At 63.9% G+C, this 19824-nt stretch carries 16 protein-coding genes; 4 read left to right on the top strand and 12 right to left on the bottom strand.

The features are described 5' to 3' along the window. Positions 1-483: 483 nt before the first annotated feature. The 7 genes from pgsA to U8U01_RS10855 form a co-directional block, all read right to left on the bottom strand. Complete coding sequence (gene pgsA / locus U8U01_RS10885) at positions 484-1059, bottom strand: CDP-diacylglycerol--glycerol-3-phosphate 3-phosphatidyltransferase (protein ID WP_322174110.1); 576 nt, start codon at positions 1057-1059, stop codon at positions 484-486. Between the two features lie 268 nt (positions 1060-1327). After that, positions 1328-2245 (bottom strand): thioredoxin-disulfide reductase, encoded by a 918-nt coding sequence (gene trxB / locus U8U01_RS10880; RefSeq protein ID WP_322174108.1) that lies wholly within the window; start codon positions 2243-2245, stop codon positions 1328-1330. Further along, positions 2245-2556 (bottom strand): thioredoxin, encoded by a 312-nt coding sequence (gene trxA, locus U8U01_RS10875; protein WP_322174107.1) that lies wholly within the window; start codon positions 2554-2556, stop codon positions 2245-2247. The genes trxB and trxA overlap by 1 nt, the downstream gene beginning before the upstream one ends. Before the next feature lie 964 nt (positions 2557-3520). Next, positions 3521-4252 carry an HAD family hydrolase gene (locus U8U01_RS10870; RefSeq protein ID WP_322174106.1) on the bottom strand — a complete coding sequence of 244 codons (732 nt, stop codon included), beginning with the start codon at positions 4250-4252 and terminating at the stop codon, positions 3521-3523. Further along, a complete protein-coding gene (locus U8U01_RS10865) occupies positions 4240-4629 on the bottom strand; it encodes a DUF1667 domain-containing protein (RefSeq protein ID WP_322174104.1) in 390 nt (129 codons plus the stop codon). The genes U8U01_RS10870 and U8U01_RS10865 overlap by 13 nt, the downstream gene beginning before the upstream one ends. A gap of 1 nt (position 4630) precedes the next feature. Continuing rightward, a complete protein-coding gene (locus tag U8U01_RS10860) occupies positions 4631-5923 on the bottom strand; it encodes an NAD(P)/FAD-dependent oxidoreductase (protein WP_322174103.1) in 1293 nt (430 codons plus the stop codon). Continuing rightward, positions 5920-7362 carry an NAD(P)/FAD-dependent oxidoreductase gene (locus U8U01_RS10855; protein WP_322174102.1) on the bottom strand — a complete coding sequence of 481 codons (1443 nt, stop codon included), beginning with the start codon at positions 7360-7362 and terminating at the stop codon, positions 5920-5922. Before U8U01_RS10855 ends, U8U01_RS10860 begins: the two co-directional genes overlap by 4 nt. 742 nt (positions 7363-8104) lie before the next feature. Here U8U01_RS10855 and xylB point away from each other — a divergent pair. After that, on the top strand, positions 8105-9640 hold the full coding sequence (gene xylB / locus U8U01_RS10850) for a xylulokinase (protein WP_322174100.1): 1536 nt from the start codon (positions 8105-8107) through the stop codon (positions 9638-9640). 77 nt (positions 9641-9717) lie between these two features. Here xylB and U8U01_RS10845 read toward each other — a convergent pair whose 3' ends face one another. From U8U01_RS10845 to U8U01_RS10825, 5 genes are all read right to left on the bottom strand, one after another. Further along, positions 9718-11580, bottom strand: coding sequence for a S1C family serine protease (locus U8U01_RS10845; RefSeq protein WP_322174098.1), 1863 nt, complete (start codon positions 11578-11580; stop codon positions 9718-9720). Then, on the bottom strand, positions 11570-13249 hold the full coding sequence (locus U8U01_RS10840; protein WP_322174097.1) for an ATP-binding protein: 1680 nt from the start codon (positions 13247-13249) through the stop codon (positions 11570-11572). Before U8U01_RS10840 ends, U8U01_RS10845 begins: the two co-directional genes overlap by 11 nt. A 3-nt stretch (positions 13250-13252) precedes the next feature. Next, the gene (locus U8U01_RS10835; protein ID WP_322174095.1) at positions 13253-13948 is read right to left on the bottom strand and encodes a response regulator transcription factor; all 696 of its coding nucleotides are present in this window, start codon (positions 13946-13948) and stop codon (positions 13253-13255) included. 185 nt (positions 13949-14133) lie between these two features. Further along, positions 14134-14856 carry a hypothetical protein gene (locus U8U01_RS10830; RefSeq protein ID WP_322174093.1) on the bottom strand — a complete coding sequence of 241 codons (723 nt, stop codon included), beginning with the start codon at positions 14854-14856 and terminating at the stop codon, positions 14134-14136. Next, positions 14853-15398 carry a sigma-70 family RNA polymerase sigma factor gene (locus tag U8U01_RS10825; RefSeq protein WP_322174091.1) on the bottom strand — a complete coding sequence of 182 codons (546 nt, stop codon included), beginning with the start codon at positions 15396-15398 and terminating at the stop codon, positions 14853-14855. The genes U8U01_RS10830 and U8U01_RS10825 overlap by 4 nt, the downstream gene beginning before the upstream one ends. 170 nt (positions 15399-15568) lie before the next feature. Between U8U01_RS10825 and U8U01_RS10820 the strand changes: the two genes are divergently transcribed. The 3 genes from U8U01_RS10820 to U8U01_RS10810 all read left to right on the top strand — a co-directional run bounded on the left by U8U01_RS10820 (position 15569) and on the right by U8U01_RS10810 (position 19821). Continuing rightward, positions 15569-17158 carry a xylulokinase gene (locus U8U01_RS10820; protein ID WP_322174089.1) on the top strand — a complete coding sequence of 530 codons (1590 nt, stop codon included), beginning with the start codon at positions 15569-15571 and terminating at the stop codon, positions 17156-17158. Positions 17159-17406: 248 nt separating this feature from the next. Beyond that, positions 17407-19038, top strand: a complete 1632-nt coding sequence (locus tag U8U01_RS10815) for a TIM barrel protein (RefSeq protein ID WP_322174087.1) — start codon at positions 17407-17409, stop codon at positions 19036-19038. 123 nt (positions 19039-19161) lie between these two features. Beyond that, positions 19162-19821: a recombinase family protein gene (locus U8U01_RS10810; RefSeq protein WP_322174085.1), complete on the top strand. Its 660-nt coding sequence runs from the start codon at positions 19162-19164 to the stop codon at positions 19819-19821. Positions 19822-19824: the final 3 nt, after the last annotated feature.

The following is a 19824-nucleotide window of genomic DNA, read 5'->3' as shown; positions in this document are numbered from 1 at the left end:
GGGGGGATGAGGGGTGGGGGGACATCAGGAGGAAGAGTGGCCCTTGGTCTTGGGGGAGGTGAGGGGGTGGGACATCAGAAAAAATGCCCCTTGGTCTTGGGGGCGGTGAGGGGGTGGGACATCAGAAGAAAAAATGCCCCTTGGCCTTGGGGGAGGTGAAGGGGTGGGACATCAGAAAAAAATGCCCCCTGGCCTTGGGGGAGGTGAGGGGGTGGGACATCAGAAGAAAAAATGCCCCTTGGTCTTGGGGGAGGTGAGGGGGTGGGACATCAGAAAAAAATGCCCCCTGGCCTTTGGGGGGCAAGGGGACAAAGAAAGAGTAGGGGCACTTTGCCGGGGTGAAAGATGGGGGCTCACAGGGGGCGGAATAAATAAGGACGAAACATAAAAGTTTTGTCCACTTTTTCAAAAGTGGTGGGGGTGAAGGGGGGCAAAGCCCCCTTCCCGCCGGAGGCAAAAAGCCCACCAAGGTTGGAGGGGGGATCAGTTTTTGATGACGGAGAGGTTATCTTTGATGTAGATGGCGCCGGAGAGGACGGTGACAGCGGCCACGGCCCAGCAGAGGGTTTGGGTGCCCAGGGAGAGGAGCAGGGCGGCGTCCGGCGGGAGGAGGGCGGCCAGGAAGTAGTAGAGCAGGATGGCCACCATTTGCAGCACGGTTTTCACCTTGCCCCACATATTGGCGGCAATGACTTTGTGCTCTGCCGCGGCTACCATGCGGATGCCCGCCACGGCGAACTCGCGGAACAGGGTGGCGGCCAGCACCACCGGGTGGCAGACGCCGTCCAGCAGCATATAGATGAAGGCCGCGGTGGTGAGCATTTTGTCCGCCAAAGGGTCGGCGAATTTGCCGAAGTCCGTTTCCAGGTGGCGCTTGCGGGCGATTTGGCCGTCCAGCAGGTCCGTGAGGCTGGCCAGCGCAAAAATTACCCCCGCCCCAAGGCTCCACCACCTGCTGAACGCGCCCGTGCCAAAACGTACCATGGCCGCGCAGACCATGAACAGCGGTACCATCGCCACCCGCAGCAACGTCAGCTTGTTGGGTAAATTCATCTTCATCCCTGACCACCCCTCTACGCTCTTTTCCCCTAATTATACCACGCTTTCCCTATTTGTCAATTCCTGCTTTTGGCCTCCGGTTGCCTTTTGCCTCCGGCGGCTGTTTTGCCTCCGGCGGCCCAAGGGGTTTCACCCCTTGGGAATCCCCACCACCTTTGAAAAGGTGGACGAAACTTTTATGTTTCGCCTTTTCTGTTTGCTTTCTGTTTTTTTGGGGCACTAAAAACCCCCCGCCCTGGGGTGGGCGGGGGGATTTGCTGGCTGGGGGTTAGGATTGCAGCCAGAGGAGGGCTTGCTCGGCGGCCATGGCACCGTCGGCCACTGCGGTGACCACCTGCCGGAGGGCCTTTTGGCGTAGGTCCCCGGCGGCGAACACGCCGGGGATATTGGTGGCGGTGGTTTCATCGGCCACCACATAGCCGGCTTCGTCCAGGGTGACCTGGCCGGCCAGGAGGGCGGTTTCCGGGGTTTGGCCCACCGCTACGAACAGGCCCGCGCAGGGCAACCGGCGCTGGGTATCGCCCGCTTGCAGTTGCAGCCCTTCCAGGCGGCCGGTGTCCGGGTCTGTGTGCAGGGCGGTGGCCTGGGTGTTCCAGCAGAAGGTTACTTTGCCGGTTTCTTCCAGCCGCTTTTGCCAGAGCATGGGCGCGCGCAGCTTGTCCCGGCGGTGGATAAGGAACACCTGTTCGCAAATGCGGCTTAGGTAGAGGGCGTCGGCCACAGCGGTATTGCCCCCGCCTGCCACGGCTACGGTTTTGCCCCGGTAGAACATACCGTCGCAGGTGGCGCAGTAGGACACGCCTTTGCCCCGGAGGGCGGCCTCGCCGGGAAGGCCAAGCTGGCGGGGGCTGGCGCCGGTGGCCAGCACCACGCTTTTAGCCTGGTAGCTTTCTTTTAGGGTGTGGGCGGTTTTTACCGGGCCGGCCAGCTCCAGCGCCGTTACCTCGGCGGTGACGGTTTGGGCGCCGAAGCGCTCGGCCCCTTCTTTCATCTTCAGGGCCAGTTCAAAGCCGTTGATGCCCGCCGGGAAACCGGGGTAGTTCTCGATCACGTCTGTGGTGGCCAACTGGCCGCCGGGGGCCAGTTTCTCCAGCAGCAGTACCCGCAGGCCCGCCCGCGCCCCGTACAGCGCCGCGGTGTACCCCGCCGGGCCGCCGCCGATAATCAGGATATCCCAGAGTTCCATTAGCCGATCATCTCCTCCAGGGCTTCTTTGGGCTGCACGCCTACCCGCGTGTCTACGGCCTCGCCCGCCCGGAACAGGATGGCCGTGGGGATGGACATGACGCCGAACCGGGCCGCAAGCTCTGGCTGCTCATCTACATTGACTTTGCCTACCTTTACTTTGTCCGGGTTCGCTTGGGCAAATTCGTCTATAATGGGGGAAAACATACGGCAGGGGCCGCACCACTCTGCCCAGAAATCGACCAGAACGGGCAACTGGGACCCTAGGACCTCGGCTTCAAAGTTTTCTGTGGTGATGGTGTGTACTGACATGACGGACGCCTCCTTTGTTGTGTATACATCGCTGTTAGTTATGCCCCCGTGGGGCCTCGTTTGGATTGGGATTTGTTGGGAAAGGGTGGGCTGGTGGGTAAGGTCGTGGGGCGCTGCCCCACACCCCGCAAGCGCTTCGGCCGCGCTTGACCGGCCAAGTGTTGCCCCGCCTTACCCTTTTGGTGAAAAGGGAGATATAGTTCCCCCCCCCAAGGCTGAAGGGCATTTTGCGTTTGTTTTTTTGCGCTTGACCGGGGGGCTGGTGGGTAAGGTCGTGGGGCGCTGCCCCACACCCCGCAAGCGCTTCGGCCGCGCTTGACCGGCCAAGTATTGCCCCGCCTTACCCTGTTGGTGAAAAGGGAGATATAGTTCCCCCTAAGGCTGGGGGGCGTTTTGCGTTTGTTTTTTTGCGCTTGACTGGGGGGGCTGGTGGGTAAGGTCGTGGGGCGCTGCCCCACACCCCGCAAGCGTTTCGGCCGCGCTTGACCAGCCAAGTGTTGCCCCGCCTTACCCTTTTGGTGAAAAGGGAGATATAGTTCCCCCTAAGGCTGGGGGGCGTTTTGCGTTTGTTTTTTTGCGCTTGACTGGGGGGTTGGTGGGTAAGGTCGTGGGGCGCTGCCCCACACCCCGCAAGCGCTTCGGCCGCGCTTGACCGGCCAAGTATTGCCCCGCCTTACCCTTTTGGTGAAAAGGGAGATATAGTTCCCCCCCAAGGCTGAAGGGCGTTTTGCGTTTGTTTTTTTGCGCTTGACCGGGGGAGGATGGTCCTGCCCTTCAAGAAAAAAGGAAAAAGAAAAAACGCAAAGTTTCCTTAAGGCTAAGGGGGTGCTGTGCTTGGGGGGTTGGGGTGGGCGGAAAGGGGGCCGCTTGGCCGGGTCCAGGGGCGGTCTTAAGCCCCTGGCGGGGGGTGTGGGGGCGAGGAGCCCCCACGACCAACCCAACCGGCCCAACCCAACCAACCGGCCTAAGGCAAGCAACCCACGGACTGGGCGAAGGCGGCGAAGGCGCCTTGGGGGAGGGCGGTGGTGTCCAGGGCGGCGGGGTTTTCCAGGCAGTCGGTGACCAGGTAGGCGGAGAGGCCGGCCCTGGTGGCGGCCTGGATGTCCTCGGCCACGTTGTTGCCCACCATCAGGCATTCGCCGGGCTGCCGGCCGGTATCCCGGAGCAGTTGGGTGAAGTAGGCGGGGTTGGGCTTGCAGAAGGAACTGTTCTCGTAGCTGGTGACGTGGAGGAAATCGCCGGGGGTTAGGCCCAGCCAGCTTAGGCGGGTGGCCACCCCGACCGCCGGGAACAGGGGATTGGTGGCCAGGATCACGGCATAGCCCCGGCCCCGGAGGGCCTGCACCACCTGCCGGGCCAGGGGGTTCGGCCGGGTGGCGGCTTTGGCGGCGTGGAACTCCTGGGCGTAGAATTGGTCGAACACCGGGCGCAGCGCCAGGACATCCTCCCCCAGCCGGCCGGCAAAGGTCTGCCAGAAACGCCGGTCGTTGGGGCAAGTACCGTCATTTTGCACCATGGCCTGGGTGCCTGCCCATACCGCGTCTACCAGGGCTTTGGCCTCGTAGCCATAGGGGGCGGCCTTTTCGGCCAGGAGCTTGAAGTAGGCTTTGGTGAATGTTTCCGTATGCATGGGCAGCAGGGTGCCGTCCAGATCAAACAGCACGGTGGTGATGTGGTTTCCGATCAGCGGCCCCATGGGGGATCACCCCCTTCCTCCATGTCCTTGGTGGCCACCAGCGCCACGCCGGTGCCCCCGGCGTCTTCCAGCAGCACATCGCCCAGAACCACCGGGGCTTTGACGGCGCAGCGGCGGGCCGCCTCCATGACGGCGAAGATTTTTTCTTTGGGCACCTGGCCCTGGGTGCGCACGGAGATGACCGGGCCCGTGCCTCCCAGGACCCGTACCGTGGTGGTGACGGTGCGCATAGGGGCGGTGGCCTCCCGGCGGGCGTAGGCGTCGCCCCGTGGACAGGTGTTGCCGGTGACGGCGGTTACCTCTCCCTGGCCGCCGGTTTCTACCCGCAACGGGCAACCCAGCGGGCAACTGATACAGATAAACTCCAAAGTGGGCATATTAGCCCTCCCCCTTTCCGGCGGCGGTTTCCTCCGCTGTAATGGTGACGGTTTCTTCTTCCCCGGTGAACCAGCTTTTCTTCAGGACAACCTGCTCCATCTCCCCGGGGGCCATGACCGGCCTTTGGCGGCGCAGGCAGGTGCGGCCGTCTACCCGCACCGTAACCTGCGCCCCCCGCAGGTTGCGGCCCACCCGGAACCGCACCAGCAGTTCCGGGGGCATGGCGGCGGGGCTGAGGGTGGCGGGGACGGTGTAGCGCACCGCGCCACCGGGGATGAGGGGGATCTCCCGGCCGGGGGCTGGGGTGCCGCCCAGCACATAGGCCGCCGCGCTGCGCCCGGCCTGGGCGGCTTCCTCGGACACGTAGTCCACCAGGTCATGGACGTGGAGGACGTTGCCACAGGCAAAGACCCCGGAGATGTTGGTTTCCAGCCGGCTGTTGACCGTTGGGCCGCCCGTAACCGGGGAGAGGGCCACCCCCAGCCCTTTGGACAGCTCGTTTTCCGGGAGCAGGCCCACGGACAGCAGGAGGGTGTCGCAGGCCAGGTCCTCCTCGGTGCCGGGGATGGGCTGGCGGTTGCCGTCTACTTGGGCGATGGTGACGCCCTCCAGCCGCTGGCGGCCCCGGATATCCACCACGGTATGGCTTAGCTTAAGGGGGATGCCGTAGTCTTGCAGGCACTGGACGATGTTGCGCTTGAGGCCGCCGGAGTAGGGCATCAGCTCGGCCACGCAGAGCACCTGGGCACCCTCCAGGGCCATACGCCGGGCCATGATGAGGCCGATATCCCCGCTGCCCAGAATGACCACCCGTTTGCCGGGGAGCCAGCCCTCCAGATTGACCAGGCGCTGGGCCGTGCCTGCGGAAAAAATGCCCGCGGGCCGGGTGCCGGGGATGTTCAGCGCGCCCCGTGGGCGCTCCCGGCAGCCCATGGCCAGCACCAGGGCCTTTGCCCGGATGACGGACAGGCCCGCCTGCCGGCTGACGGCGGTGGCAACCAGCAGGCCGTCCTGCCGGGCCAGGCCCACCACGGTGGTACCCAGCCGGCAGGGCAGGCCCATCTGCCGGGCCCGGCTGATGTAGCGGGCGGCGTACTCGGGGCCGGTGAGCTCCTCTTGGAAGGTGTGCAGGCCGAAACCGTTGTGGATGCACTGGTTGAGGATGCCGCCCAACTCCCGCTCCCGCTCCAGGATGAGGACGTCTTTGGCGCCGGCCTCTTTGGCGGCAATGGCCGCGGCAAGGCCCGCGGGGCCGCCGCCGATGACCAGGATATCGTGGATGGCGGTGCTCATGCCTCTCCCTCCCCTCTGGTTTTTTCCCATACCACCTGGGAGCCCGGACCGCTTTTGCAGACGGCGCCCAGGCTTTGGCCCAACTCCCGTGCCAGGATCTCCATGACCCGTGGGGAGCAGAACCCGCTTTGGCAGCGGCCCATGCCCGCCCGGACGCGGCGCTTGACGCCGTCCAGGGTGGTGGCCCCCAGGGTGCTGTGGATGGCGTCCAGGATCTCGCCCTCGGAGATCTCCTCGCAGCGGCAGACAATGTGGCCGTACAGGGGGTTTTGGGCTATGCGGGCGGCCCGTTCGGCGGGGGGGAGGGCGGCGATGGCGGGCACCCCCCGGCGGCAGGGCCGGAAACCCGGATTGGGGGCAAGGGCCAGCCGGTCCGCTACCAAACCGGCCAGATAAGCCCCGATGGCCGGGGCGCTGGACAGGCCGGGGGACTCGATACCCGCGGCATCGAAAAAGCCGGGGGCGCTTTCGCCCAAAATGAAGTCGTCGCCGTCCGCATGGGCGCGCAGGCCGGCGAAGGAGGTGATCACCTGGCCCATGGGCAGGCCCTTGACCCCCCAGGCGGCCCGCTCGGCCACCTGGGCCAGGCCCTGGGCCGTGGTGGCGGTGCAGGCGGGGTCGTCCACGTCTGTGGCGGTGGGGCCTACCAGCAGGTTGCCGTGCACCGTGGGGGTGACCAGCACCCCCTTGCCCATCACCCCGGGCAACTGGAAGATGGTGCGGCCCACATGGCCCCCGGCGGTGCGGTCCAGCAGGCAGTATTCCCCCTTGCGGGGGGTGATGTGGATTTTTTGGGGGCTGGCCTGGTTGTGGAACCGGTCCGCGTAGACCCCGGCGGCATTGACCACGGCTTTGGCCTGCACCGGCCCCCCGCTGGTTTGCAGGAGCCAGCCCGCCCCGGTGGGGGCGAGGCTTTCTACCGCCGTGCGGAACCGGAAGGTGACGCCGTTTTGGGCGGCGTTTTCCGCCAGGCCCAGCGTCATGGCAAAGGGGCAGACAATGCCGGAACTCTCCGCCAGCAGGGCGGCGCAGACGGTATCGGCCAGGTTGGGCTCCAGCGCTTTGGCCTGCCCGCCGGTAAGCAGGCGCAGGCCGGGGACGCCGTTCTGCCGGCCCCGGTCGTACAGGGCTTGCAGTTTGGGGAGGTCCTGGGGGTTTAGGCAGACCACCAACGCGCCGGTGCGGCGGAAGGGGATATCCAGCTCCTCGCTGAGCTTGTCCATCCCGGCATTGCCCAGCAGGTTCATTTTGGCTTTTTGCGAGCCGGGCCCGGCGTCGAACCCGGCGTGGATAATGGCGGAGTTGGCCTTGCTGGTGCCCTCGCACACATCGGGGGCCTTTTCCAGCACCAGGAAACGGCCTTGGCGGCGGGAGAGCTCCCGCGCTATGGCGCAGCCGGTGACGCCGGCGCCGATAATGGCAACGTCGCAGCTTATCATGTGCATATTCTCCTTTCGCAAGAACGGTAAACCCTGAAAATCACAAAATCACTCATAAAAGCATTACGGCGGGCACGCATAGAAGTCTTGGAAGATTCTTAAGCCGCCGGAGGGGGAAGGTTCCCAGTGGGAACCGTTTTGACCCGACCGAGCCGGCAGGCAAGACCCCAAAAACGGCGTAGACAGCGAGTCATGCGGCCATCGTCGGCGGTTCTTTTATCCTTAACTATACAACGGTAAACCCAGTAAATTGCAAAACCACTTATGAAAACACAAAAAACATTACGGTGGGCACGCATAGAGGTCTTGGAAGATTCTTAAGCCGCCGGAGGCAAAGTGAGCTACGAGCCCGGCCATTGCTGGCGGTTCTTTTATCCTTTAACTATACAACGAAAAAAGCAAAAAATCACAAAAAACGCACGAAAAACATCACGGCGGGCACGCATAGAAGTCTTTGAAGATTCTTAAGAAACTTTCTTCAGAAATGTTCCTTCGACTTCATCTCCGATGAAGCCGGCCGCCGGAGGCAAAAACGCCGGAGGCAAAGCGAGGCACGAGCCTGGCGGTTCCTTTATCCTCTAACTATAGCACAAAGATATTTTTCGCGCAACCCCCAAGTATACCTTGACAGGCGGGCGGAAATGTTGGAAAATAGAGGAAGGGCCGGGGCTTGGCCCTATACGCCCTATATGCCTTATACGCCTTATACAGGGAAAATTTTTTAGAAGGAGTTGGATTTCTGATGGAATATATGATAGGCATTGACCTGGGTACCAGCGGTACCAAAACCGTGCTTTTTGACCGCCACGGCACGGCGGTGGCCAGCGCTACGGAGGAGTACCCCCTGTACCAGCCCCAGAACGGCTGGGCGGAGCAGGACCCCCAGGACTGGTGGCACGCCGCTGCCCACACCTGCCGGCAGGTACTGGAAACCAGCGGCATCGACCCCAAGGACGTGAAGGGGGTGGGGCTTTCCGGCCAGATGCACGGGCTGGTGATGCTGGACCAGGCGGGCCGGGTGCTGCGGCGCTCCATCATCTGGTGCGACCAGCGCAGCGGCAAGCAGTGCGAGGAGATCACCCGGCGGGTGGGCCGGGAGCGGCTGATAGAGGTGACCGCCAACCCGGCGCTGACCGGCTTTACCGCCGCCAAGCTGCTGTGGGTGCGGGAGAATCAGCCTGATATTTATAAGGCCTGCGCCCATATCCTGCTGCCCAAGGACTATGTGCGGTATATGCTGACCGGGGACTTTGCCACGGAGGTTTCCGACGCCTCTGGGATGCAGTTTTTGGATGTGCCCCGCCGGCAGTGGAGCGGGGAGGTGCTGGAGAAACTGGAGATAGACCAGGGCCTGCTGGCCAAGGTGTATGAATCGCCGGAGGTGACCGGGGTGGTGCACGGCGAGGCCGCCCGGCTGACCGGCCTGTGCCCCGGCACCCCGGTGGTGGGCGGCGCCGGGGACAACGCTGCCGCGGCCGTGGGCACCGGCGTGGTGGAGGACGGCAAAGCCTTTACCACGCTGGGGACTTCGGGGGTGGTGTTTGCCCATACGGACACCCTCTCCATTGACCCGAAGGGGCGGGTGCATACCTTCTGCTGCGCGGTGCCCGGCGCCTGGCACGTGATGGGCGTTACCCAGGGGGCGGGGCTTTCGCTGAAGTGGTTCCGGGACAATTTCTGCTACTCGGAGATCGTTTCGGCCCAGGGGCTGTGCATTGACCCCTACCTGCTGCTGGACAAGCAGGCGGAGCAATCGCCGGTGGGCTGCCGGAAACTGCTGTACCTGCCCTACCTGATGGGCGAGCGGACCCCCCACCTGGACCCGGACTGCCGGGGGGTGTTCTTTGGGCTTTCGGCCATGCACCTGCGCAGCGATATGCTGCGGGCTGTGATGGAGGGCGTGGCCTACTCACAGCGGGACAGCGTGGAGGTGCTAAAGGAGATGGGCGTGGCTACCGGGGATATGCTGGCCTGCGGCGGCGGCGGGACCTCCCCCCTATGGCGGCAGATGCTGGCGGATGTGTTCAACTGCCCGGTGCGCACGGTGCAGTCGAAGGAGGGGCCGGCCCTGGGCGCGGCCATCCTGGCGGCTGTGGGCGCGGGGCTGTACCCCTCGGTACAGGCGGCTTGCAGGGAGATCATCCGGCTGAACGAGCCCACCCGGCCCATAGAGGGGAATGTGGGGCAGTACGAGAAACTGTACGGCGTTTACCGGGGCCTGTACCCGGCCCTGAAAGAGAACTTTAAGGCCCTGGCTGCTTTGGAACTGGACAGCTAAGGGCCCTACCCAAAAAGACCGGCCAAGCAGCGTGCCTGCCTGGCCGGTTTTTTGTTTACTATGATGGGGTTTGGGGGTTAGTCTTGGGTTTCGCCTTTATCCTCCAGCAGGGTAATGGTCACTTCCAGCTCCTCCCCCTGGGAGATAAGGTTGCCGCCGGGGCGGTACAGGGTCACGCTGACCTGGTCCCCGGGCTCGTAGCGCAGCAGGAGGTTGGATACGTCCCGGAGGCTCTCTACGGTTTCGCCGTCTATGGCGATGATGATGTCGCCCTCTTGGGCGCCGCTGCCGGCAAAGCCGCTATCCTCGTTGAACTCGGTGATTTGCAGGCCGGGGGGCGTGCCGTAAAGCTGGGCCATGGAGCCGCTGATCTCCCGGCACATAATGCCCAGCCGGGTGCGGCCCTTGATATAGCCGCCGGAGAGCAGCTCGTTGATAATGGGCTGGGCGCTGCTGACCGGGATGGCAAAGCCCATGCCCTCGTAGCCCTCGGTAATGATTTTGGAGGAGTTAATGCCCACCACCTGGCCGTACATATTGACTAGCGGGCCCCCGGAGTTGCCGGGGTTGATGGCCGCGTCGGTTTGGATATAGGTCATGCCGTTTTCGCTGTACTTGCCTACCTCGCGGCCCAAGCCGGAGATGATGCCCCGTGTGAGGGAGCTGGAGAACCGGGCCCCGCCGGGGTTGCCGATGGCCATGACCCACTCGCCCACCGAAAGCTCGGCGGCATCGCCAAACTCGGCGGGGGTAAAGCCGTAGTCATTGGTTTTGAGCACCGCCAGGTCCGTGGTGCGGTCTACGCCCACCACCACCGCGTCGTACTCCCGGCCGTCGAAGGTGGTGACTTTGGCGATGGTGCTTTTGGAGTTGAGCACCACATGGGAGTTGGTGATGATGTAGCCGTCGCCGGTGGCGATGATGCCGGTGCCGGTGCTCTCGCTGGTCTGGCCCTCACGGGTGAGGGCGGCGGACACCGTGACCGTGGAGGGCACCACCCGGTCATAGACCGCTTCCGCGTCCAACTGGGGGCCTACGGGGCGCCCGGCAATGGCAATGCCCTCGGTATTGGGGGTCACGTCCACCTGGGGGCGCTCCGGCTCCTCTTCCGCCTCCTCTGGGGCGGAGGGGTCCTCCGATGGGGTTTCGGGGTTGTCCTCGCCGTCGCCGCCATAGGGGCTTTCGTATTCAAAGGGCGGGAGGGGGTCCTCCCGCATACTGCTGCCGGCGGCCACCACACAGTAAAAACAGAAGAGGCCGACGGCAATGGCGGACAGGACGCCGCCAATCCACAAAAACACCTTGGCCTTGCGGGACATTTTCTTGCGGGGGGGCACCGGGGGCTGGGGGTAGCCCTGGTAGTAGGGGTAGGGCTGGCCCTGGGGATAGGCCTGCCCCTGGGGGTAGGGATTCCCCTGGGGGTAGGGCTGGCCCGGCGGGTAGGCCGCCGGTTGCGGGGGGTACTGCCAGCCCGGATAGCCCGCCCCCTGCCCGTACCCCTGGGCCGGTTGGGCCGGTTGGGCGGGTTGAGCCGCCTGGTAGGGTTGGTAGGGCTGGTACCCCGGATAAGGCGGGTAGGGCTGGTAGGGCGGGAACGCCGGAGGCGGCTGGGGCGCGCCGGCCGGGTTGGCCGGGGCCTCCTCGCCGACGGGGGGCATGAGGGGCTCTTCCTCCGGCAAAACCGGCTCCAGGGGCTCCGGCGGGGCGGCGGGGGGCGCGGGCTGGGCAAGGTTTTCCTCCCCGGCCGGGGGGAGGGGTGCGGGGCCCGGTTCGGGGCCCGGTTCCGGGGTTTCCCCTTCACCGGGTGCGGCGGGCTCCGGGGGGGCTATGCCCGCTGCCGGGGGCTGGGGGGCGGAGGTGTCGGGGGGTGCTGGGGTTTCTGGGGTATCCGGCGTTTCCGGGATTTCCGGGGTTGGCGCGCCGTTATGCTCATTCATCATCCAAATTTCTTCCTTTCTCCGGGTTATCATCTGCGGGGGCGGGATCTTCCGCCGGGGCGGGGCCCTGGGGGCCTTTGGCTTTGCGCCGCCAGGCTGCCCGGCGGGGGGGATCCTCTGCCGGCCCCTCTGGGGGATTGGGTTTTTCCGCCCCCTGGGGACGGGCGCTTTTGCGGGGGGGCTTTAGCCGGGGCTGGCCCTCTTTGGGCTTGGGGGCGGCCTCTTTGAGCCGGGGGGCCGCCGGGGGGCGGGGCAGGTAGAACTCGAACCGGCAGAACTGGCCCTGCACCGAGGTCACCTGGATGTTGCCCCCATGCAACTGTAGGATGGTGCGCACCAGATACAGGCCCAGGCCCATGCCGTTTTTGTCACGGCTGCGGGATTTATCGCCCTTATAGAACCGGTCGAACACCATGGGCAGGTCTTCGGGGGCGATGCCGGGGCCGGTGTTCTCGATAAGCACCGTGGTCCTGTCTACGCTGTCTACGGCCATGACCCGGATGGAGCCCCCCTGATTGGTAAATTTTACCGCGTTTTCTACCAGATTATACACCACCTGGTGCAAAAGGTCCTGGTCGCCGTACACGGGCATGGGGGTGGCCTCTTCCAGACCCACGATCTCGATGGACTTTTCGTCAATGCTCTGCTCAAAGGTCAGCAGGGTGGCCACCAGGGTGTGGGTGATATCGAAGGTGGCCGGGTGGATTTTCATGTCGCCGCTATCGATACGGGACAGGTCCAGCATGGACTTGACCAGCCGGGAGAGGCGCTTGACCTCGTCGGAAACAATGCCCAGGTACTTGCCCTGCTCGCTGGCGGGGATGGTACCGTCCAAAATGCCGTCGATGAACCCGGCGATGGTGGTCATGGGGGTTTTCAGCTCATGGGACACATTGGCGATAAAGCTGCGGCGCATACCCTCTGAGTTAGAGAGGGAGTCTGCCATATGGTTAAAGGAATCGGCCAGTTGGCCGACCTCGTCGGCGCTGCGCACGGGCACCCGCACGGAAAAATCGCCGGCGCCCAGGCTGCGGGCCGCGGCGGACATCTGCCGCAGGGGCTGGGCCAGCCGGAAGGCAAAGGCCCCCACCACGCAAAAGCTGACTGCCAGGGCGGCCACCGCCGCCAGCAGGAAGATTTTGAAGGCTTCCATCTGCATGGCGCTCATGGAGGCGGGGCTGGTGGCGGCGAATACCGTGCCCACACAGGGGCCGCCCTCTTGGGCGAGCATGGGCACGCCGATGATATAGTAGCTGTCGCTGTACAGACCGCCCATATCCCCCCGGCCCTCAAACAGGCCCTGGGCGGCGGCATCTACAAAAAAGGCGGGGACGGTTTGGAGCGGGGCGGACTTGCTGTTGGCGAAATTGCCCAGCAGCAGCCGGCCGTCCAGGTCGGTGATGAAGATGTCGGCGTCGATACTGGTGGAAAAGCTGGCGATGAAGTCTTGGAGGGTATCGGCCTGGAGCTCATACTTGCCGGGGCTTTTCTCGTTGAGGTAACGGCAGGCAATGCCGGAGATGGAGTTGGCGTTTTGGGAGAGCAGCTCTTTCTTCTCCTGCCGCCAATACTGGCTGAAGAACACCATCATCACCCCGCCCAGCAGGGTAAAGCTGAGGAACACGATGACCATGGTGATGCCCATGTAGCGCTTGAAGATACTTCTTTGCATAGCTTAGCCCTTTACCTCGAACTTATAGCCCACGCCCCACACGGTTTTCAGGGTCCACTTGTCCGAGGCGCCCTCCAGTTTTTCCCGCAGGCGCTTGATGTGCACGTCTACGGTGCGGCTGTCGCCGTAGTAGTCAAAGCCCCAGACCTCGTCCAGGAGCTGGTCCCGGGTGAACACCCGGTTGGGGTTGGAGGCCAGATGGTAGATGAGCTCCATCTCTTTGGGGGGCGTATCCACCTGCCTGCCGTTGACCTTCAACTCGTAATTGGTCAGGTTGATGGTGAGGCCGTCATAGGACACCTCTTTGTTTTCGTCACGCTTGTCCCCCGGCTTGCCGCTGCGGCGCAGCACCGCGTTGATACGGGCCACCACCTCTTTGCCCTCAAAGGGCTTGACCACATAGTCGTCGGCGCCCAGCTCCAGGCCCAGCACCTTGTCGAACACCTCCCCTTTGGCGGTGAGCATGATGATGGGGCAAGTGGACTTTTTGCGGATCTCCCGGCATACCTGCCAGCCGTCCAGGCCGGGCAGCATAATGTCCAGGAGGATAAGGTCGGGGGAAAAGCTGTCGAACTTTTTCAGCGCGCTTTCGCCGTCGTGGACCATTTGGGAGGTAAAGCCCTCCTTCTCCACGTAGAGCCGTAAAAGCTCGCAGATATTGGTATCATCGTCTACGATGAGGATCTTCCCAGCAGCCATTTTTACCACCTCTTCTATGTTTTCGTGGGCATAAGAGCGGAATGTCCCTGTATTCTATCCTATTTTATACTGAAACTGTGGCAAATGCAAGAAAAACAAGTGAACAATGTGTGAACCGGCCCCGGCCGGGCAAAAAAGGGCCGCCCCCAGCGGCGGGGGCGGCGGGCAGGGCGTGGTAAGGGGGGCTAGTTTTCCGGGTCCACCTGGAAACTGCACTGCGCCTCCCAGGCGAGGACGCCGCCGGTTTCGCCGGCGGTCAGGCGGTTGACGGTTAAGGTGAAGGGGGCGGGCTGGGCGTTTTTATCCCAGTTGTCAAAGGTGAGGGTGACGGTACCGTTGCGGTTGGCCCGGCTGTCGTACTGGAACACCCCGCCGTCCCGGTTGGCCAGGGTGATATCGTAGAGGCTGACCTCCCTTGTATCTATCGCCTGGTGGGTGGCCTGGTCATAAAAGTACAGGCTGACGGAAAAGCCCCGGCCGGCCGTTTTGACCTCTGTCACATCCACCGCCACGGAGAGGCCGTTGCCCGGAGCGGCGGAACTGCCGGTATCCTGCACATAGCCATGGGGGGCGGCATCCCCCTGGCTGGCAGGGGCCCGGCTGCCAAAGCCCAGGTCGCGCAGCAGCCGGGGGCCCCAGTATATGCCGCAGGCCAGCACCAGGCAGGCGGCCAGGGCCCAGCCCGCCCGGTTGACCCAAAGGTGGCGCACCGCTACCAGCGGGACGGCCACCAGCCGCTCCCCTTTTGGAGCCTTGCCCTGGGGCGCCGCGGGCCGGGTTGTAGGCTGGGGTAGGCCCAGCTTTTCCATGGTGCGGGCGATGAGGGCGTCCCCGTCCACGTCTATGGGCTCTACATGGCGCAACTCGTCCGGGAAAGCTTTGTTGACCAGCTTATCAATTTGGCTCATAGCAGGCAGTCCTCCTTTTGCAGCACTTTTTTCAGCTTTTCGCGGCCCCTTGCCAGCCGGCTTTTAATGGCGGACTGGTTTTTGGCCATGTCGCCGGCGATCTCGTGGACGGTTTGGCGCCAGAAATAGTGGCGCAGGAAGATCTCCCGGTCCACGCTCTCCATGCCGTCCACGGCGGAGCGCACCAGGCGGGCCTGCTCGCTGCGCTCTGCCTCGGTTTCCGGGGTGTGGGCGTCAAAGACCAGGTTCTCTTCCAGGGGGAGTTCCTGGCCCAGCTTTTGCCGGTACCGCAGGGCCGCGTTGCGGACCACCACGGCCAGCCAGTATTTCAGGTCGCTGTCATCCCGCAGCTTGCCGGCGTTCTGCCACAGGGCCACGAACGCGTCGGAGGTGAGTTCCTCCACATCCTGCTGGGCGCCCAGGGGGCCCAGGGTCTTTTTGGCTACGGCCGCCACGTAGGGGGAATAACGGCGGATGGCGGTTTCCAGCGCGGCGGGGTCCTGTTCCCGTAGCCGCACCAAAAGCTGATGGTCCCATGGCATAGATGTTCGCCTCTCTCCTGTTTTGCCTGTCTATTTATAAGAATCCCAAACTTTGCGGTCCGGTTGCATGGATCGCAAAAAAATTTTCAGAAACTTTTGCTTGCTTATTTGGGGCATGGGGTATATGATGGTGGTACGGACAAAAACCCAATGGAAACGAGGTACCCCCTATGAACATCCCCCTGATCATTTCATCCGCCCAAACCGCCCTGGGTATTGAGCTGGGCTCTACCCGCATAAAGGCCGTGCTGGTAGGGCCCGGCTGCCAGCCCCTGGCCGCCGGGGCCTTTGACTGGGAAAACCGGCTGGAGGACGGGCTTTGGACCTATCACCTGGACGATGTGTGGGCCGGGATACAGGCCGCCTACGCCCGCCTGGCCGGTGAGGTGCGGGAAAAGTACGGCGTTACCCTGGAACGTGTGGGCGCCATTGGCGTATCGGCCATGATGCACGGCTACCTGCCCTTTGACAAGGACGGCAGGCAGTTGGCGCCTTTTTGTACCTGGCGCAACACCGTGACCGGGGAGGAAACCCGGCTGCTGACGGACCTGTTTGGGTTCAACATACCCCAGCGGTGGAGCATTGCCCACCTGTACCGGGCCATACGGCTGGGGGAAGAACACGTGGGCCAACTGGGCTACCTGACCACCCTGGCAGGGTATGTGCACTGGAAACTGACCGGGCAAAAGGTGATGGGCGTGGGCGAGGCCGCGGGGATGTTCCCCATTGACAGCGGGGCCTGCGGCTTTGACACGGGGATGCTGGACAAGTTTGACCGTATCGTAGAGGGGGCGGGCTACGCCTGGCGGCTGCGGGACGTGCTGCCCCAGGTGTTGCCCGCCGGGGCGGCGGCCGGTTCCCTGACCCCGGAAGGGGCAAAGCTGCTGGACCCTGCCGGGGCCTTGCAGGCGGGTATCCCCTTTTGCCCGCCGGAGGGCGACGCGGGCACGGGCATGGTGGCCACCAACAGCGTGGCGCCCCGCACCGGCAATGTATCGGCGGGCACATCGATTTTTGCCATGGTGGTGCTGGAAAGGCCCCTTTCGAAGGTCTACCCGGAACTGGATATGGTGACGACCCCCGCGGGCCGTCCGGTGGCCATGGTGCACTGCAATACCTGCACCTCTGACCTGGACGCCTGGGTGGGGCTGTTTGCCGGGCTGCTGGAGGAGGCCGGGGCCCAGCTTTCCAGGCCCCGGCTGTACGACCTGCTGTATCAGGCGGCCTTGGCCGGGCCGGCGGACTGCGGCGGGGTGGTAAGCTATAACTGCTATGCCGGGGAGCCGGTGATCGGGCTGGAGCAGGGGCGGCCCATGCTGGCCCGCCGGCCGGAAGAGGCCCTGACCCTGGGCGGCTTTATGCGCGCCCAGCTTTACGCGGCCATGGCCCCGCTGAAGATCGGCATGGACCTGCTGCTGGAACAGGAAAAGGCCGCTTTGGACGAGCTTTACGGCCATGGGGGGCTGTTCAAGACCCCGGTGGTGGGCCAGCGGCTGATGGCCGGCGCCCTGGGCGTTCCGGTTTCCGTAATGGAAACGGCCGGCGAGGGCGGGCCCTGGGGCATGGCGGTGCTGGCGATGTTCAGCCAGATGGGGCAGGGCCGCAGCCTGGAGGAATATTTAGCGGCGGAGGTATTTGCCGGGGCCAAGGGCAGCCGGGAACTGCCCCGGCCGGAGGACAGGGCGGGCTTTGCCGCCTTTTTGGAGCGCTACAAGGCCGGGCTCCCTGGGGAACGGTTGATGGGCAGCCTGGAACTGTAAGAATTGTTGGCTTAAGGCAACACCGCACCTTTCACGGCTATCGCCTTAAGCAGCATCTCGCAGGTGATTATTTCCGTCATAGCACACACAGTCTGCTTGACAAGCGTCAGCTTGCCTGCGCATCCTTTATGCACTCTGAGGAAAAAAATCCCTGCTGCCATATGCTACTTAGAATAATGCGGTATTGCCTTAACTTTACATCATCCCGGACGGGATGTCAAGTGCCGGGGACTATGGAGGGAATCAGGATGAAATTTGGCGTACAATTATACGGCCCGTTACAGGGCATGGACGGGGACAGGATGGCGAAACTGCGCGCCCTGGCGGGCGCGGGGATAGAGGAAATAGAACCCTGCCTGGCGCTGGGGGAAACCCCCGCGCCAGGAGAGGCGGTATGGCCCGCGGATTGGCTGGCGGCCCATAGGGAGGAGATCCGGCGGCTGGGGCTGCGGGTGACTTCGGCCCACCTGTTTGCCCAGGGGCTGGCCGGGGCGCTGCCCGGCTGGAAGGCGCTGGCAAAAGACCTGGGGCTGCGGCATCTGGTGGTGAAAAGCCCGGAGGACCTCTCGGAAACCAGCCTGCACCAGACAGCGCTTAGGTATATGCAGGCCGCCGCCCAGTTGGAAGAGGTGGGGGTGCGCCTGCTGCTGCACAACGAGGCGGGGGACATCCGCGCTAAAATTGCCGGGGTGACGGCCTATGAGCGCCTGCTGGATTTGTGCATGGGCCGGGTGTACGCCCAGGTGGATGTGGGCTGGGTACAGGCCGGCGGGGAGGACCCGGTGGCGTTTTTGCGCCGGAACGCCTGGCGGGTGAAGTCTTTGCACTACAAGGACGTGGGCCCACAGGGCGGACCTGCCGACGTTCCCCTTGGCACGGGGATTGTGGACCTGGCGGCCTGTTTCGGCCTGGCCCAGGCTTGGGATATCCCCCAGTTTATTGACCAGGAACACTTTGAGGGGGACGTGCCCGGCGGGCTGGCCGCCGCCTGCCGGACGCTAAACGGCTTTGCCTACAGCAACCGCAAACATACGGTAAGCTACCTGCACATCTGCGACGGGGAAACCGGGCAGGTGGACACGGTGGCCCGGTTTGACCGGGTGGTGGAGGCGCCTAACTGGCTGAAACATTCGGACACCATCCTGTTTAACGGGGACGGGCGTATGTTTGCCTTTGACCTGGCATCCGGCACGGAACGCCTGCTGGACACCGGGCCGTGCCGGCAGTGTAACAACGACCATGTGCCCTCGCCGGACGAAAAGAGCCTGGCCGTCAGCCATAACGACGACCCGGCGGGGTATGCCTCGCGCATATACATCGTGCCCATGGACGGGGGCGAGGCCCGGTGCGTGACCCCGGAGAGCCCCAGCTACCTGCACGGCTGGTCGCCGGACGGGAAGGAACTGGCGTACTGCGCCTTCCGGCAGGTGGAGGGCCGGCAGGAGATGGACATCTATACCGTGCCGGCAGAGGGCGGCCCGGAACGGCGGCTGACCAGGGGCGGGTTTAACGACGGGCCGGAGTATTCGCCGGACGGGCGGCATATCTGGTATAACTCCACCCGGTCGGGGCTGATGCAGGTGTGGCGGATGGACCGGGACGGGGGCAACCCGGTACAGATCACCCGGAACCGGCGGAATAACTGGTTTGGGCATATCTCGCCGGACGGGAAGAAGGTGGTGTACCTCTCTTACGGGCCGGAACAGTTGGAGCCGCAGGAACATTTGCCCAATATGCCGGTGGAACTGTGGATGATGGACGGGGACGGGGCCAACCAGCGCCTGCTTTTGCCCCTGTTCGGCGGGCAGGGGAGCATCAATGTGAACCCCTGGGCCGGGGACAGCAGGCGGTTTGCCTTTGTGAGTTATGAATTGGTGTAGCGGGTAAGCGCGTAGGGAACGGCCCGGAAGCGGTTTGCTTCCGGGCCGTTTTTTGTTATTTGAGGGAGGAAACGGGCACAGTAGGGAGTGGGGAGGGAAAATCAACGGCAAAAGGAGGAACGTATGAACACGTTTGGTTATATTCGGGTTTCCAGCAGCGACCAGAACGAGGCCAGGCAACTGGCGGCCATGGCCCAGCAGGGGGTGCCGGCGGGCAACCTTTATGTGGACAAGCAGTCGGGCAGGGATTTTCACCGGCCCCAGTACCGGGCGCTGATGGGGCGCATGGGGCCCGGCGACCTGCTGTATGTGCTGAGCATAGACCGGCTGGGGCGGGATTACCGGGAGATACAGGCCCAGTGGCAACGCATTACAAAGGAAAAGGGGGCGGATATCTGCATTATCGATATGCCCATGCTGGACACCCGGCGGGGCAAGGACCTGATGGGCACCTTTATTGCCGACCTGGTGTTGCAGATCCTCTCTTTTGTGGCGGAGAACGAACGGGTGAACATCAGGCGGCGGCAGGAACAGGGGATAGCCGCGGCCAAGGCCAGGGGAGTGCGCTTTGGCAGGCCGCCGGCGCCTTTGCCGGAGAGTTTTCAGGCGGCCTGCAGGCGGTGGCGGGAAGGGGCCATTACCTGCACACAGGCGGCCAGGGAGTGCGGGATGGCGGTTTCTACCTTTCGGTATAAGGCGGGGGCGGCGGAAAAAGGGGAGGAAACGCAGACGGGCTATTTTGCAAAAAAGTGTACTTTTTTGCAAAATAGCCCGTCTGCTTGAAAG

The sequence above is a fragment of the Acutalibacter caecimuris genome, assembly GCF_034335085.1.
Taxonomy (GTDB): domain Bacteria; phylum Bacillota; class Clostridia; order Oscillospirales; family Acutalibacteraceae; genus Acutalibacter; species Acutalibacter caecimuris.
The sequence above is the reverse complement of the archived record's forward strand: the minus strand, read 5'-3'. Positions and strand labels throughout refer to the sequence as shown.